This is a genomic window from Thiothrix sp. UBA5583 (assembly GCA_002425225.1).
GTDB classification, from domain to species: Bacteria; Pseudomonadota; Gammaproteobacteria; order Thiotrichales; family Thiotrichaceae; genus Thiothrix; species Thiothrix moscowensis.
In genome coordinates this window covers 1-16,259 of record DILV01000018.1, presented here as the reverse complement: position 1 = coordinate 16,259, position 16,259 = coordinate 1, and the positions used below count along the sequence as shown (strand labels likewise).

Below are 16,259 nucleotides of genomic sequence, written 5' to 3'. Positions count from 1 at the left end.
TTGGTTCAGTCAACTTAAGGGATGCACCATGTACCTAACCAAATTCAAATCCACCGGCTCTGTTGTCAGTTCCAGTGATAAATTCGGTGCGAAAATGCATCAGGTGGCTAGCCGCTTTTTTCACAGTTACAGCCGGGGCGTGTTTGTTGGCACGGGTAGTGGGGTTGTAGCCCAGTATTTCATGCCAGCACCGATTCCGTTTGTGTTTGTGGAAAAGCACCCGGATTTCGTGCGTCAGTTCCATGAGCGTTTCGGTAGCCATACCCCACTGTTGGGCAAAGACTTTTTCACTCTGCCGATTGACGAAAATACGGATGGTCTGGCGAATTGCCTGATCGTTTCCTGTATGCCGGTGACTGGGCCGTTCTATTCCGAAAAGCTGGTGAAACATTTCCGTGATGCGCTCAATACGGGTTCCACTATTGTGCAGATGAGCTATACGCCGTTTGTGCGCCAGATTCGCCTGTTTGAACGTTTGCAGAAAGAGGGTTTTAGGATTGAACGGGTGGCAACCGTATTGCTGAATGTTCCGCCTGCCTCGGTTTTCGTGCTGAGGAAAGCCTGATGCTGGTTGCGGGGGTGGATGAGGTTGGGCGCGGGCCGCTGGCAGGTGCAGTGGTTGCGGCTGCCGTTATCCTTGACCCGCAGCAACCTATTGCTGGTTTGAATGATTCCAAAAAACTCAGTGCCAGACGCCGTGAGCAACTGGCAATAGAAATCCGTGCCAAGGCACTGGCCTGGAGTCTGGGGCGAGCAGAGGTGGCAGAAATCGACAGCATCAATATCCTGCAAGCCACTTTTCTGGCCATGCAGCGGGCACTGGAAGGTTTGTTGCTCCAGCCTGATCTGGTGAAGATTGACGGCAACCGTTGCCCCAAACTGCCTTACAACATGGAAGCCATTATCGGCGGGGATGCGACAGTGGCGGAGATCAGTGCTGCCTCCATTCTTGCCAAAGTGGTACGTGATGAGGAAATGCTGGCAATGGATGCTTTGTATCCCCAATACGGTTTCGCCCGTCACAAGGGCTATGGCACGGCTGAACATCTGGCTGCCTTGCGCGAGCAGGGGGCAAGCCCCATCCATCGGCGCAGTTTTGCCCCGGTCAAAAAGGCACTGGCAAGCAGTGCAGACTGACTTGAACTGTATGCATGTTGCGTAAACTCCTGACCATCCTGTTGATGTTTGCCCTGTTGCTGTTTCTGCTACAGGCAGGCTGGTATGTTTACCGGCATTACCTTCAGCCCATTCTGCCGGGTGGTGCTGGCAAGGTGGAATTGCCGGTGATTACCCAGCCATCGCCGGTTGGCATCAATAGCAATGAAATTCACTACGAAGATGCCAGTATCCCGTTTGTTGACCTATTCCGGGTTGCCAGCCCGTTTGCTGAAAATGTGCTGGGTTTGAAAGCAGAGGGGGTGGTTTACGATGCCAATGGCTGGCCCAGCAGTATCGCTAGTGGTGAAGTGGGAACCAAGTTTTTGGGTAGTTTGCCGCCAGAGGTTGTGCCGGGTGGTGAATACACCGTGCTGTATGAGGGTGAAGGCAAGCTGCGTTACGGGCATGACGTGAAAGTGGTGTACCAGTCGCCGGGGCGGGATGTGATCCGCTTTGATGCAGGGGCTGATGGGGTACTGGATGCCAGTCTGGTCATAACCCAGACCACTGCGGGTAATTACTTGCGTAATATCCGTATCTTGCCACCGGGGGGAATTTGCCGTAACAATCCGCTCAAATGGGTAACGGATGCAACGGCTTGTGGCTTGCTGGACGGCGAGTTTCTGGCTTTTGCCGAACATTACGCCAGCATTGTGTTTAACCCTGACTACCTGGATTTCATGAAGGATTTCAAGGCAATCCGTTTCATGGCAATGTCGGGTATCACCCGCAATCCGGTGGAACACTGGCAAGACCGCCCACACATGGAAGAAGCCAACTGGGGTGGAACTTACGGCGCACGTGGCGTGCCGCTGGAGATCATGGTGGAGCTTGCCAACCGCTTGCACAAGGATGCCTGGTTCAATCTGCCCCATGCGGCCGATGATGAGTACCTGCGTGAATTCGCCATTTATGTGCGTGATCATCTCAACCCCGAACTGAAAGTGTATGTGGAATACACCAATGAAGCCTGGAATACCACCTTCACCCACAACGAATACACCCAGAAAAAAGGCATTGAACTGGGCTTGTCGATCAATGCGGTGGAAGCCGGGTTCCAGTTTTATACCTTGCGTGCCCGCCAGATGTTTGACATCTGGGAACAGGTGTTCGGTGGGCGGGAGCGTTTTGTGCGGGTGCTGGGAGGCTGGGATACCCGCCCTGACATTACCCGCAAGCTGCTGACTTACAACGACATGTACCAGCATGTGGATGCGGTGGCGATTGCACCTTACTTCGGTGGTAACATCAAGGGTTATCGGGAGGCGCAGAGTGTCGACGATATTTTCCGCTTGACGACCGAGGCGGATTCCTACCGCTCCTTGCCGGAAGTGCTGACAATGGCGCAGCAACATGTCGCCCTGACACAGCAATATCAGCTCGACCTGCTGGCGTATGAAGGCGGGCAGGGACTGGTGGACTGGGCAACCCGCAAGCCTGATCAGCATCCCAACCCGCTGTTTTTCGCTGCCAACCGCGACCCACGCATGGGGCAGCTTTACACGGATTTCCTCAACGGCTGGGAACAGTCCGGGGGCAAGCTGATGATGCTGTTTTCTGCCCCGCGTACTTGCCAGTGGTATGGCTGTTGGGGGTTGAAAGAGCATATCCGTCAGCCGCGCGAACAGGCATACAAATACGCAGCTGTGCTGTCCTTCATTGCCGAGCGCAATTCTTCCGTATGGCAGCCACCTGCTGCAACCCAGCCACAGGTAATGGAACAACCGGCACAGCAGAAACCGCGCAAGCCGGACGAGCCGGTGATCGTGTGGCGGCCTGCCACTGATCCGGAACAGTTCTTTTTTCTGGAAAACCCGCGCACTCTGGATGTGTTGCTGGAATCACGCGATTGGGTCAAGAAAGATAGCTTTGGCAAGTGGCAGGGTAAGTGGGATGCGGAGTATCTCTACCTGAGCGTGCGGGTGTATGACGAAACGCTGGTGCATGATTCACCTGATCCTGTCGATGATGATTCCATTGAATTTTTTCTGGATGCTGACAACAGCCGCGCTGCGCAGGTTGATGGGAAAAACGATTTCCATCTGCTGTTTGATTGCAGCCGTGGGGTAACGCTGGGCAAGAATTCTGCACCCATGACGGATGCACAGCTTGCCAGCATTGTGACCGACATGCGGGCAACCAGGGATGGCTATGTGCTGGAAGCGTGGATTCCCTGGCAGGTGTTCGGCATGAAACCGGACGTCAGGCATCGGGTGAGTGCTGAAATCCAGATCAATGATGACGATGATGGTGGTCCACGTGACAAAAAGATTGGCTGGATGGCAAGTAACCAGCAGGCTGCCAACGAGCCAGCACAATGGGGTGTGATCCTGTTTAGCGGGCGCTGATTACTTGCTTTTCACGGGTGTTGCGTTGATCAGGCGAGGGTGGTCGGGCGTGGCATCCGGCAGGGCAGGTTTGGTTTTTTCCTGCCGCAAGCGCAACACATAGCCGCCCAGCGCACCACCTGCGGTGGTCAGTGTCAGCAAACCCAGTGTCATGAATTGCGTCAGCAACAACAGCCCGCCAATGCCTGCCATACCTGCTAGTGCCAGCCCTACCTTGATGTTGGCCTGGGTGGAGGTGCGGCGTACTTCCTGCAAGGTTTCCTGTTGCGCCTGTTTGAGCACTTTGTGCTTGGCTCGCTCGGCATTGACCCGGATGGCTTCACGCTCCTTGGCATGGCATTCCTGCAAGCGGCTGATTTCGTCCTTGCGCTGGTGGGCGGCAACCGCTCCGAACCAGAACGCCGTCAGTAGGCCAACAATCACCAGCGGGATGCCTAGCCGTAACCATTCCCAGCCTGCCAACCCGCTGGGTGCAAGCATGACCAGTGCTACCGTGATAACCTGTAGCAGAATGATACCGGGCAAAAACTTCAGCATGATGGGTATCCTTATTCTTCCGTCATGGCGGGATGGAACGATTATAATGGTATCTGGATTCAACGGGACACTGCCATGCTGCCGAACGACCTGATGCAAGAACTGATCGCTTTTCGCGCCGAACGCGACTGGGAGCAGTTCCATACCCCACGCAACCTTGCCATTTCGCTGTCACTGGAAGCAGGCGAAGTACTGGAACTGTTTCAGTGGCAAGACCCATGCGGGGAGGCGGTGCAGGCTGTGCTGCCGCGCTTGCAGGATGAAGTGGCAGATGTGGCGGTGTATCTGGCGTATTTGTGCCACGATCTAGGGATTGATCTGGAGGCGGCAATCCGCAGCAAGATGGTGAAAAACCGTGCCAAGTATCCGCTAGAACTGGCGAAAGGGTCAGCGAAGAAATACACCGAGTTGGGGGCAAGCAAATGACCCGCTTCGTCCACCTGCGCCTGCACACCGAATACTCCCTCACCGACAGCACCATCCGCATCAAGCCGCTGATGAAAGCCGTTGAAAAGACCGGGATGCCCGCCATCGCCATCACCGACCTGAACAATTTCTTTGGGTTGGTGAAATTCTACAAAGCCGCGATGGGTGCTGGCATCAAGCCCATCTTCGGCGTGGACATCCTGCTGGTCGATGAAACCGGCGGCGACACCCTGTTCCACCTGATCCTGCTGTGCCAGAACAACACCGGCTACCGCAACCTCACCAAGCTGATTTCACGCGCCTGGCAACAGGGGCAGGTGCTGGGCGTGCCGCGTGTGCAGCGTAGCTGGATTGCCGAATTCAGCGACGGCGTGATCATGCTGTCCGGCGGGCGTGACGGTGACGTAGGTCAGGCATTACTCGCTGGCAACGCAGAGCTTGCCGAAAAACGCCTGCAAGAATGGCAACAGCATTTTCCCGACCGCTACTACCTTGAACTGCAACGCACCGGGCGCGATGGTGAGGAAGATTACATCCACGCCGCCGTGGAACTCGCGCTTGCCCATGACCTGCCAGTGGTCGCCACCAACGACGTGCGTTTTGTCGCCGAAAGTGATTTTGCCTCGCACGAAGCCCGCGTCTGCATCAACAGTGGCAACGTGCTGGCTGACCCCAAACGCCCCAAGCATTACAGCCCGCAGCAATATTTGCGCACGGCGGAGGAAATGGCGGAACTGTTCGCCGACATCCCCTCCGCCATCGCCAACACGGTGGAAATCGCCAAACGCTGCAATGTGTCGCTGACGCTGGGCAAGAACTACCTGCCGCAATTCCCGATTCCTGACGGCATGACCGAAGCCGAATACTTCTGCAAGGTCAGTGAGGAGGGGCTGGAACAACGGCTGGATTTCCTGCTCGGCGACCAATACCCGCGCGGTACGCCGGAGTTCGCGGAAAAGCGCAAACCCTATGACGAACGCCTCAAAATCGAACTCGATGTCATCAACAAGATGGGTTTCCCCGGCTACTTCCTGATCGTTGCCGACTTTATCCAGTGGGCGAAGGATAACGGCATCCCGGTCGGCCCTGGGCGGGGTTCGGGCGCAGGCTCACTGGTGGCTTACGCGCTCAAGATCACCGACCTTGACCCGTTGGCTTATGACCTGCTGTTTGAACGTTTCTTGAACCCGGAACGGGTTTCCATGCCTGACTTTGATATCGACTTCTGCATGGATAATCGTGACAAAGTGATTGATTACGTGGCACAAACCTACGGGCGCAATCAGGTGTCGCAGATCATCACCTTCGGTTCGATGGCGGCGAAAGCGGTGGTGCGGGACGTGGGGCGGGTGCTGGGGCATCCCTACGGTTTCGTCGATCGGGTGGCGAAACTGATCCCGTTCGTCCTCGGTATTACGCTGGAAGACGCACTGGGGCGTACCAAAAAATCACAGGATGATTCGGAGCGTGTTTCCCCCGACCTGATCGAACTCTATAACAAGGATGAGGAAGTCAAAGCTCTGCTGGACATGGCGATTTCCCTCGAAGGGCTGACCCGCAACACTGGCAAGCACGCGGGCGGGGTGCTGATTTCGCCGTCGGATTTGACCGATTTCACCCCGATTGCCTGTGACGAACAGGGCAACGGCGTGGTGTCGCAATACGACAAGGACGATGTGGAAGGGGTGGGGCTGGTCAAGTTCGACTTTCTGGGCTTGCGCAACCTCACCATCATCGACTGGGCGTTGCAGACCATCAACCGCCAGCAGGCAGCCAAAGGCTTGCTGCCCGTTGACATCAACCGCATCCCGCTGGATGACAAAGCTTCGTTCGACCTGCTCAAGGCGCAAAAAACCACCGCCGTATTCCAGCTTGAATCACGCGGGATGAAAGACCTGATCCGTCGCCTGCAACCGGATGTGTTTGAGGACGTGGTGGCACTGGTGGCACTGTTCCGCCCCGGCCCCTTGCAGTCGGGGATGGTGGACGACTTCATCAACCGCAAAAAGGGCATCGCCAAGGTCGAATACCCACACCCCAGTCTGGAGCAAATCCTCAAACCGACCTACGGCGTTATCGTTTACCAGGAACAGGTCATGCAGATTGCGCAAGTCCTCGCCCAGTACACGCTGGGCGGTGCGGATATGCTGCGCCGTGCGATGGGTAAGAAGAAACCGGAGGAAATGGCAAAACAGCGTTCCATCTTTATGGAGGGGGCGCGGAATAACCAGATTGACGAAAATCAGGCGGGTTACATTTTCGACCTGATGGAAAAGTTCGCGGAATACGGGTTCAACAAATCTCACAGTGCTGCTTACGCGTTGGTCGCTTTCCAAACCGCTTGGCTCAAGGCACATTACCCAGCAGCGTTCATGGCAGCAGTGCTGTCAGCGGATATGGACAACACCGACAAAGTGGTGACACTGCTGGACGATTGCCGCCAGTTGAACCTGCAAGTGCTGCCGCCGGACATCAACCGTTCCGATTTCCAGTTCACCGTCGATGACAACAACCGCATCATTTACGGGCTGGGTGCGGTCAAAGGGGCAGGGGAGGCAGCCCTCAGCGTGATGGTGGAGGAGCGCAACCAGCACGGTGCGTTTAAATCCCTCGCCGATTTGTGCAAGCGTTGCAGTTCACAAAAGGTCAACCGCCGCGTACTGGAAACCCTGATCAAAGCCGGTGCATTTGATTCCCTCGGCGGCACACGCCGCGCCATGCTCGAATTCCTGCCCGAAGCGTTGCGGATGGCGGAACAGCACAACCGCGACCAGGGTACGGGGCAGGTGGATTTGTTCGGCGGCATGTTCGGCGGGGTGAAAGAGGATGCGCCCGAATCCGTGATGCCTGCCCGCGCCGAATTCCCCGAAAAGGAACGCCTCAAACTGGAAAAAGAAACCCTGGGATTGTTCCTCACCGGGCATCCACTAGATGAATACCAGGAAGAAATTGCCGGTTTGGGCAACCGCAAGAAACTGGCGGACATTGCCGAAGATGATGGTACGAAATACCGCCGCGAACCGGTGATGCTGGTAGGTTTGGTTTCCAGCGTGCGTACCCAGCATACCGACAATGGCAAACGTGCCTTCGTGCAACTGGATGATAATACCGCCTATTACGAGCTGCTGATTTTCACCGACACCTTTAACAATTACGGACATTTGCTGGAAAAAGATACCTGCGTGGTACTGGAAGGCACACTCGATACCGACCAGCGTACCGGCAAAACCCGTTTGCGGGTGGAAAAAGTCCACAATATGCAGTCGGTGCGGGAAAACTTCCTGCGCAAACTGGTGTTACGGCTGGATGCCGGACAAGTGCAAGGTGCTGTCTGGAACGACCTGCGCAAGTTCCTCAAACCTGTTGAAGCTGTCAAGTTCCCCATCGCATTGGAATACTGCAATGCACAAGCCAAGGCGGAATTGCGTCTGGGCAATCGCTGGGAGGTGGCGCTGGATGATGGCAATCTACGAGAATTGCGTGCGGCATTAGGCAAGGAAAACGTGGGGTTGGTATTTTGAACAATACATCTTTCGCCACTTGCTCAGGATGGCTTGACCAATTCTGCTGGACGAATGCCTGCGATTCTTTCAAACTGCGCACTCCAGAATAGTGAACTTATAAGGCGAATCGCGCCTCCAAGGTGTGGTTCATAACAACGATACGATTGAGGTACTCATCAAATGAAAATTTCCATGCGTCACTGGTTTATTGGCAGTCTGGCTGCGGCAGTACTGGTTGGTTGCGGCCCTAACGGTGAAATGACCCGTGCTGAGCAAGGTGCCGTTATCGGTGGGATCGCTGGGGCTGTGATTGGTAAAACGACCGGTGACAAGGATGATGACCGTGCGTTGGCGGGTGCGGTTATTGGTGGTCTGGCGGGAGCTGCCATCGGCAACTACATGGATCAGCAGGAAGCAGCCCTGCGCCAGCAATTGCAAGGTACGGGTGTTGACGTACAACGCCAGAACGACAATATTGTCTTGACCATGCCGGATGCAATCACGTTTGACTTTGGTCAGTCTGCGGTCAAGCCACAGTCCTACGGTGTCCTGAACAACCTAGCCAATACCCTGAACCAGTTCCCGGATACCCGCATCCAGATTGCAGGTCACACTGACAACGTAGGCAGTGATGCAGCCAACATGCAGCTTTCCCAGCAACGTGCCAACGGTGTGCGTTCCTACCTGGCAAGCATGGGGGTAGCAGCCCAGCGTATGCAGGCAGTTGGTTACGGTGAAAGCCGCCCAGTTGCTGACAACAGCAGCGAATACGGTCGTGCCCAGAACCGCCGTGTAGAAATTACCCTGATTCCTGTCCAGCAGCGATAACACCACTGTTGTCGGAAAATCGGTACTTGACCGCCAATCCGTTATATCATAGAGGCTCCGAAAGGAGCCTTTTTGGTTTAAAAAACTGATAAATAATGGGTTTGACGTGCGGGAACAAATTCCAAACATCATCACGGTTGTCCGAATCCTGTCCATTGCTCCCATTTGCTGGTTGTTGTGGCGAGGTTCTTATTCGCTGGCACTGATTCTACTGGTGCTGGCTGGTTTATCCGATGCGCTGGATGGTTTTCTGGCGCGTCGTTACGGCTGGTTTACCCGTTTGGGGGCGATGCTTGACCCGGTAGCGGACAAGCTGTTCGTGGTATCGGTTTTCATCGTGTTCGGTTTGAAAGGCAGTTTGCCGTGGTGGCTGATTGCGCTGGTCATCGGGCGTGATGTAGTAATTGTACTGGGAGCCCTTGCCTACCGGCTGGTACGGGGCAAACTGGATATGCATCCCCTGTTGATCAGCAAACTGAATACCGGGTTGCAGATTACCTTGCTGGCAGTGACCCTGTTCCATGTGGCGATGCATCCACTGCCAGACTGGTTCAATCAGGGCTTGCAATGGCTGGTGGCAGCAACGACCTGCTTGAGCGGGATGGCGTATGTTTATCTGTGGGGGCGTTATGCGCTGGCAAAAGGTTAAAGCATGATTCTGGAAAGTGGACGTTGGTTCTGGTTGGCGGTGGGGCTTATCTCTGTCAGTTTGTTGTATTTGCTGGCTCCTATCCTGACCCCGTTTCTGGTGGCGGCGTTTCTGGCTTATCTGGGTGACCCGCTGGTAGATCGGCTGGAGCGCTGGAAGTTGTCGCGTACTCTGGCAGTGACGGTAGTTTTTCTGAGCATTTGTGTGACATTGGTGCTGTTTTTCCTGTTCCTCGTGCCGGTGCTGGAAACCCAGGTGAAACGTTTCATCAACATGATCCCGGTTTATATCGACTGGGCAGTGAATGTGCTGGCTCCCTGGTTGCGTGACCGTTTTGCGGTTGACCCAAGTGTACTGGAAGTGGACAAGCTCAAGACCATCCTCACCTCACACTGGAAAGAAACCGGCGGTTTTATCCGCAGTACCATCGAAACGATTTCCGAATCCGGTTTCGTGGTACTAGGCTGGGTTGCCAATCTGGCACTGATCCCGATCATCACGTTTTACTTGCTGCGTGACTGGGATCAGATGGTGGCTTATATCGACGACCTGTTGCCGCGTTCCACACAACCGCTGTTGTCCAAACTGGCGCGGGAATCTGATGAGGTGCTGGGCGCGTTTCTGCGTGGGCAATTGCTGGTAATGGTGGCGCTGGCGGTCATTTATTCGGTAGGGTTGTGGTTGGTGGGGCTGGAATTTGCCTTGCTGATCGGGATCATCGCCGGTGTGGTCAGTTTTGTGCCTTACCTTGGCCTGATTGTCGGGGTAGGGGTGGCAGGTATCGCCATCCTGTTCCAGTCGCCGGATATTTTCGACCTATTCTGGGTGCTGGCAGTGTTTGTCGTGGCACAAGTCATAGAAGGTACAATCCTGACGCCCATGCTGGTAGGGGAGCGTATCGGTCTGCATCCAGTTACAGTCATTTTTGCGGTGTTGGCGGGCGGGCAACTGTTCGGGTTCTTCGGCATCCTGCTGGCTTTGCCGGTGGCGGCAATCCTGGCGGTGATCATGCGGCATATTCATGATACCTACAAACAAAGCCGCATTTACGGGATTGAATCTCCCACAGGCGTACCCATCATTGAGTTGAATGAGGATGTTACTGGAGACAAAAAGCCGGAATGATGCAGCAACAACTGACATTGAACGTAGGAATGCGGGACGGGCATCGGTTCAGTTCGTTCTTTGTTACCCCGGAAAATGCCGGGTTGTTGGGTATTCTCAAACGTGGCTTTGGGCAGCATTTTCCGCAAATGTTTCTGTGGGGGGAAACCCAGTCGGGCAAATCCCATTTGTTGCAAGCCTGTTGCCAACAACATTATGCAGCGGGCTTGCTGGCAGCCTACATCCCGCTGGGGCAATGCGCACCTTACGGTAGCCGCATGTTGCAAGGGCTGGAAAACAAGCACCTGATCGCGCTGGATGAACTGGATGCGATTGTCGGGCAGCGTGACTGGGAAATTGCCCTGATGAATCTGATCAATACCTGCCGAGCCAACGGTCAGCCCCTGATCATGGCTGCGCGTACCAATCCGCGTGAAATGATTTGTACCCTGCCGGATTTTGCTTCCCGCCTGTTGTGGGGGCCAGATTACCGTGTCCACCCGGTCAGTACCGAATACTGCATTCAGGCGATGGCATGGCGTGCCCATCAACGCGGTTTTGAATTACCTGATAACGTCATGAAATATATTGAGCGGCATTATTCACGCGATATGCCTACCCTTATGGCATTACTGGATCGGCTGGACGTTGCTAGCCTGAGGCGTGGGCGCAAGATTACCCGCGAGTTTATCCGCGAAGTCATGCAAGACAATCACTGAACAATTATCACCAAAACAAGGAGACTATCATGGACATCAAAACTTTCCTGGATCAGATGCTGCAATCCGGTAAGGAAATGGCACAAAAAGGCCAGTCTGTGGCTGAAGAAAAACTGGGGATTCCGACAGAAGGGGAACAGCGCGACAAAATGCTGTCAGGTATGAAAACGGGTGCAGCCGCTGCTGGGGTTTTGGCATTGTTGCTGGGAACCAGTACCGGACGGCGAGTAACGGGCGCGGCCGTCAAGGTTGGCAGCCTTGCTGCGGTTGGGGGGCTTGCTTACCAGATGTATAAGCAATGGGCTGGTGGTGCTGCTGGAGAGGGTACAGCCCAGGCGGCTGAACCTGCACAGCTTGCTGCACCGGATGCGCCTAAAGCCAGTGCCGAAATCCTGCTGAAAGCCATGATTGCAGCAGCCAAGGCTGATGGTCATGTGGATTCCGCTGAACTGGAGAATATCCGCCAGCAATTGGCAAATGCTGAACTGGACGGTGATTTGAATGACATGATCATGGATGAATTGGCTCGCCCACTCAGCGCCAAGGACATTGCTGCATTGGCGGAGGGCGACTTGGCTGTTGCCACGGAAATTTACCTGGTATCGGCAGCCGTCATTGATGAGGCTAACGATGCAGAACAGGCCTATCTGGCGGATTTGCGTGTGGCTCTGCAATTGCCGGAGGAAACAGGTGCAGCAGTGCAACAGGCTGTGTAATCCGGTGGAGTGCCGGTTTGCCGTGAGGGTTGCCGGTGTTCCTGCAAAAGGTTAAAAGTTTTCCTCGAACACGTCTTTCAAACGGCGTTCGAGTGCTTTCTTTTCCAGATAGTCTTCGACATTACGGCGGACAACGTGCGGTTTTACCTTTTTGCCATCAGAGGCGGCAGGTAGTTTTTCCAGATTGAACAGATCGTCTTCCTGTTCGGTATCGTATGCTTTGTTATTACGCATGAAGTTACTCCTGTTCCCGCAAGTTGCGGTCAAGTCCCAGAACTGAAGTTTGATACGTTTTATTAGCGGCAATCCCAATCAGGAGTGCGCTCGTAGTATAGAAAATATAGCTGAACTTATGCTGATCAAGCTGTGACCTATCGACAAATTCTCCGGCCTGCCGGTTTTAGCCGACAAGCGTGCAGAGAATAGAGGTATTTACAGGCTTTGTTTGAAACGCTGGATGCGTTGCACAAACTGGGCGGGTTCCTCATAACCGGCAAGGCGTACTGGTTTGATTTCCTCGCCATCCGGTTTGAAAAACAGCACCTGCGGCGGGCCAAACAGGCGGAACAGTTCATTCAGAGCTTTGTCTTGCTCGTCATTGGCAGTGACATCCGCCTGAATCAGGATGGTATCAGCTAGAGCTGCTACAACTTCAGCATCCTTGAACGTATTGTGTTCCAGTTCTTTGCAGGATGCACACCAGTCAGCATAAAAGTCGAGCATAACGGGTTTGTTCTGGGCTTTTGCTTTGGCAAGAGCCTGTTCCAGCCCTTGCAACCCTTTGATTTTTTCAAACTTGAGACCGACATGTGTTGGGGCTGTGGCTGCAACAGCATAACCACCGCCAAATACACCTTTAAGTGGCTGTAGCAGGTTTTGGCTGCCAGCCGACACGCCGAACAGGATCATTGCACCATAGAACAGCATGATTAGACCCAGGCTTTTCCAGAAACGTCCCCAGCCGCCCATTTCATCATGGGTTTTCTCCAACGCCCCCATGTAAATGCCGGAAACTGTCAGCAGGATGCCGGTCAGTGCCATAGTGACTTCAATAGGAACAACCCGGTTGAGCATCCATATGGCTAATCCCAGCATCATGATGCCGAAAATGGCTTTGGTTGTATCCATCCATGCACCCGCGCGTGGCAGCAGACGACCTGCGGAAGTACCAATCATTAGCAGAGGCAGCCCCATCCCCAAGCCAAGGGTGAACAGTGACAACCCTCCCAGTATGGCGTCACGGGTCTGGGCAATATAAACCAGTGCACCAATCAGCGGGGCAGTGACACAAGGACCAACGATCAGGGCAGACAGTACCCCCATGATACCCGCACCGATGAAACTGCCGCCTTGCTGGCGGTTACTGATTTCACTCAGGCGGCTCTGGATGCTGGCAGGCATTTGCAGGTCGTAAAAACCGAACATGGATAATGCCAGCAGCACAAACAGGCCAGCAAATGTGCCGATTACCCAGGGGTTCTGGAACATAACCTGCAAGTTGGCTCCGCTCAGGCCAGCAATGATGCCGACAATGGCGTAGGTCAGTGCCATAGGTAGTACGTAGGATAGTGACAGCCAGAATGCCTTGCGCGGCGACAGATCACTGGAACCGGCGATGATGCCTGACAGGATCGGAATCATGGGGAAAACACAAGGTGTCAGTGCCAAGCCAAGTCCTGCAAAGAAGAAAAACAGCAGGGTGCTGAAGTAGCTGCTATCCCTCATGCGGTTGGATATTTCATCTTCCGCCGAGGTTTTATTGGGTACTGCAAAGGATGCCGTATCACTGCCTTCGATTGGTTGGGCATCAGGTAAACCAGTCAGGCTGACCTCACGTGCTTCCTTGACTGGCGGGTAGCAAATCCCGGTATTGTCAGAACAGCCTTGGTATTCGGTTTCAACTACCAGCTTTTTCAAACCACTGGAGGATAAAATTGGAACTTTGACCTCAAAATCCTGACCGTAAACTTCAATTTTGCCGAAGTATTCGTCGTCGACCTGTTTGCCGGTTGGGAAAACAGGCGTGCCGAGGCTGACACCTTTGGGATCCTTGACCGTGAACTTGATTTTGGGACGATACAAATGGTGGTTTGGCTGGACAGTCCAGCGTGCGTTCAGTGTACCTTTGTCAATCGCCGTTATTTGCAGATTAAAGGCTTGATCGACAGGTAAGGGGCCATCTGCATTCCGCTTTTTATTGGGCAAGGGCAAAATATCTTTGAGTTTGCCGTTTTCTGCTGCGTTACCTGATTCTGGATTTGTGGCTGTAGGGGCACTGCTGGTTGCAACCGTGGCGGGTGTTGCTACGCCCCCTGCTGCTGCCAGTGTCAGTTTGGCTTCTTTGCGCTGGGGGGGATAGCACAATCCGGCGTCAGCACAGCCCTGGTATTTGACTTTAAGCGCGAGTTCAACCGCTGCGGCTGTTTTTGTGCGGTCAACAGGGACTTCAACACTGACAGACTTGTGGTAAACCTCAATTTTACCAAAATTGGGATCATCTTTGCTCTCTCCGGCAGGAAATACCGGCTGCGCCAGTGATACATCTGCCGTTGCTGTTTCAAAGCCAAAACGGTCGCGATAGAGGTAGTAACCCTCGGCAATTTCCCAGGTCGCTTTCAGTTTGTCGGGGGATACCACCTCAGCCTTGAATTTGAAGGCTTCATCGGGTGGTAGCAAATCCTCCTGCTTGAGTGCATAAGCCTGTGTTGTCACAAGCAAGAGCAGAAAGCAGAGCAGTTTTCTCATTCTTGGGTCTCTCGTTTATCCATCCTGTCGTAGTCTGACACGCTCCCTGTTATTTCCTGCTTTCACAGGCTTCTTATGGGAAATTTATGCAGACTCGCGTAATAGTAGAGTAAATACAGGTATTCGGCAAAATATCTTGGGGTCATTTTTCATCATCGCGGGATTTTTTCTTATGTTGCGGCGCAACGTCAAATGGCTGCTTGTAACGGAATAGCACTTTTTGCAACAATAGTTGGGTTTACGCAACAAGCCAAATGGCTGGAAAGGCTGTCAGGGCAAGGGTTGCACGCAGGCGTGACATGGAATATTGAGGTGTGTTTTAAAGGCTTTAAAGAAAAAAATCCGGCCTGAGCCGGATTTTTTTCTGTAGGTTTACTGAATCAGGCAGTCATCCAAAGAGCCACCATTGGCAATCAGTTCTTCTACCCAACCCGGTTTTCTGCCACGCCCACTCCAAGTTTGTGAAGGGTCAGCAGGGTTACGGTATTTAGCTGGAACAGCACGTTTTTTTGGAGGTGCTGCCTGCATTACTTCTTCCAAAGTAAAACCAGCTTCTTCAACCATGTCTTCAATTGCCTGACGCAAGTTGACCAGCTCAGTCTGGCGGCGACTACCGATTACATTCTCAATGCTGCCTCTTAATGCTTCGAGTTCAGCAACGCTCAGATTGGAAATATCAACATTAGCCACAGTTATGTACCTGTCCCTTATATGCGGTTAAAAGAAAGAGTTCATGTGCGATATAATCCTGTTGCAGCGCTTAATTGTCAAGGTCGTTTTTATAAAAGTCGGAGAGTTTATAATTAAATTGCAGAAAATTTATATTGTTTCGGTCTATTGCTGTAAATTGGGTATGGCGTTGTATGCTTGACGCCGTTTGTATGGAAAGTTCATCAATCAGACGGGTGGCCTAGCTTTCAGTGAGGATTTGCTTCTACAATTGTAGGCTGTTTAATTATAACAATATGTAACAAGTTTCAGGGGGATTTGATGCGCCTAGTCGTTCCAATCCTGTCAGTAGCTGGCGTAGCCTGTGCGCTTGCTTGGGCATGGTTTAACGGACAGTTCCACGTGGTTGACCATTCTGGGGTGATAACCGGGGTGGATACCGCCGTACTGTCACTGCTGACAGGAATGTTGCTGGTGCAGACAGGGTTGCTTTATATCCTTGTGCGTAACAGTAGGCAGGTACGTGCAGCAGCTCTTGTGACTACCGACACGGTACGACCAAAGCCGGATGCACAGCCTGAACAGGTCAACACCGAATGGGTTCTTGATGCCTTGGCAGGTGGGGTCATTGTTGTCAATCAACATGGCCGAGTTACGTATATGAACGCCAGTGCAGAAAAACTTACCCTATGGTCTCGTGACAAAGTGTTGGGGTTGCCGGTTGTCAGTGTCCTGAAGCTGGAAGATTTGCAGGGGCACTCGTTGCTGGACAGGGTGCTTGAATCCAATCGCGCTTATCCTTCCAACCCTTTACAGTTTGGGCAGGTCAAACTGTGGCTCTTTGGGATTTCCCGTGG

Annotated in this window: 15 protein-coding genes; 11 read left to right on the top strand and 4 right to left on the bottom strand. The window is 53.5% G+C overall.

Annotated elements, in window-relative coordinates; translation table 11 throughout:
* The first annotated feature begins 28 nt into the window (after nucleotides 1-28).
* The 3 genes from B2U47_RS06350 to B2U47_RS06340 are packed head-to-tail and all read left to right on the top strand — an operon-like array spanning nucleotide 29 to nucleotide 3,506.
* Nucleotides 29-565 (top strand): hypothetical protein, encoded by a 537-nt coding sequence (locus tag B2U47_RS06350; RefSeq protein ID WP_296674091.1) that lies wholly within the window; start codon nucleotides 29-31, stop codon nucleotides 563-565.
* On the top strand, nucleotides 565-1,137 hold the full coding sequence (rnhB, locus tag B2U47_RS06345; RefSeq protein ID WP_296674092.1) for a ribonuclease HII: 573 nt from the start codon (nucleotides 565-567) through the stop codon (nucleotides 1,135-1,137). The genes B2U47_RS06350 and rnhB overlap by 1 nt, the downstream gene beginning before the upstream one ends.
* Nucleotides 1,138-1,151: 14 nt before the next feature.
* Nucleotides 1,152-3,506: a sugar-binding protein gene (locus B2U47_RS06340; protein WP_296674095.1), complete on the top strand. Its 2,355-nt coding sequence runs from the start codon at nucleotides 1,152-1,154 to the stop codon at nucleotides 3,504-3,506.
* On the opposite strand, the gene B2U47_RS06335 is transcribed toward B2U47_RS06340, so the two are convergent.
* Nucleotides 3,507-4,043 (bottom strand): hypothetical protein, encoded by a 537-nt coding sequence (locus B2U47_RS06335; RefSeq protein ID WP_296674097.1) that lies wholly within the window; start codon nucleotides 4,041-4,043, stop codon nucleotides 3,507-3,509.
* A gap of 75 nt (nucleotides 4,044-4,118) precedes the next feature.
* Here B2U47_RS06335 and B2U47_RS06330 point away from each other — a divergent pair, with 75 nt between their 5' ends.
* The 7 genes from B2U47_RS06330 to B2U47_RS06300 all read left to right on the top strand — a co-directional run bounded on the left by B2U47_RS06330 (nucleotide 4,119) and on the right by B2U47_RS06300 (nucleotide 11,988).
* Nucleotides 4,119-4,469, top strand: coding sequence for a nucleotide pyrophosphohydrolase (locus tag B2U47_RS06330; RefSeq protein WP_296674099.1), 351 nt, complete (start codon nucleotides 4,119-4,121; stop codon nucleotides 4,467-4,469).
* On the top strand, nucleotides 4,466-7,990 hold the full coding sequence (gene dnaE, locus B2U47_RS06325) for a DNA polymerase III subunit alpha (RefSeq protein ID WP_296683014.1): 3,525 nt from the start codon (nucleotides 4,466-4,468) through the stop codon (nucleotides 7,988-7,990). The genes B2U47_RS06330 and dnaE overlap by 4 nt, the downstream gene beginning before the upstream one ends.
* A gap of 162 nt (nucleotides 7,991-8,152) precedes the next feature.
* Nucleotides 8,153-8,800 carry an OmpA family protein gene (locus tag B2U47_RS06320; protein WP_296674105.1) on the top strand — a complete coding sequence of 216 codons (648 nt, stop codon included), beginning with the start codon at nucleotides 8,153-8,155 and terminating at the stop codon, nucleotides 8,798-8,800.
* 106 nt (nucleotides 8,801-8,906) lie between these two features.
* Entirely contained in the window at nucleotides 8,907-9,449 is a 543-nt protein-coding gene (locus B2U47_RS06315) for a CDP-alcohol phosphatidyltransferase family protein (RefSeq protein ID WP_296674107.1), read from the top strand.
* A gap of 3 nt (nucleotides 9,450-9,452) precedes the next feature.
* Nucleotides 9,453-10,574, top strand: a complete 1,122-nt coding sequence (locus tag B2U47_RS06310) for an AI-2E family transporter (protein ID WP_296674109.1) — start codon at nucleotides 9,453-9,455, stop codon at nucleotides 10,572-10,574.
* Nucleotides 10,571-11,272 carry a DnaA regulatory inactivator Hda gene (gene hda / locus B2U47_RS06305; protein WP_296674111.1) on the top strand — a complete coding sequence of 234 codons (702 nt, stop codon included), beginning with the start codon at nucleotides 10,571-10,573 and terminating at the stop codon, nucleotides 11,270-11,272. Before B2U47_RS06310 ends, hda begins: the two co-directional genes overlap by 4 nt.
* Before the next feature lie 29 nt (nucleotides 11,273-11,301).
* A complete protein-coding gene (locus B2U47_RS06300) occupies nucleotides 11,302-11,988 on the top strand; it encodes a tellurite resistance TerB family protein (RefSeq protein ID WP_296674113.1) in 687 nt (228 codons plus the stop codon).
* A gap of 51 nt (nucleotides 11,989-12,039) precedes the next feature.
* Here B2U47_RS06300 and B2U47_RS06295 read toward each other — a convergent pair whose 3' ends face one another.
* The 3 genes from B2U47_RS06295 to B2U47_RS06285 form a co-directional block, all read right to left on the bottom strand.
* On the bottom strand, nucleotides 12,040-12,222 hold the full coding sequence (locus B2U47_RS06295) for a PA3496 family putative envelope integrity protein (protein ID WP_296674115.1): 183 nt from the start codon (nucleotides 12,220-12,222) through the stop codon (nucleotides 12,040-12,042).
* A gap of 198 nt (nucleotides 12,223-12,420) precedes the next feature.
* Entirely contained in the window at nucleotides 12,421-14,733 is a 2,313-nt protein-coding gene (gene dsbD, locus B2U47_RS06290; protein WP_296674117.1) for a protein-disulfide reductase DsbD, read from the bottom strand.
* A gap of 372 nt (nucleotides 14,734-15,105) precedes the next feature.
* A complete protein-coding gene (locus tag B2U47_RS06285) occupies nucleotides 15,106-15,423 on the bottom strand; it encodes an H-NS histone family protein (RefSeq protein WP_296674119.1) in 318 nt (105 codons plus the stop codon).
* A gap of 300 nt (nucleotides 15,424-15,723) precedes the next feature.
* Here B2U47_RS06285 and B2U47_RS06280 point away from each other — a divergent pair.
* Nucleotides 15,724-16,259, top strand: a 536-nt coding sequence (locus B2U47_RS06280; protein ID WP_296674121.1) for a PAS domain-containing protein, incomplete at its 3' end; no start/stop codon positions are given.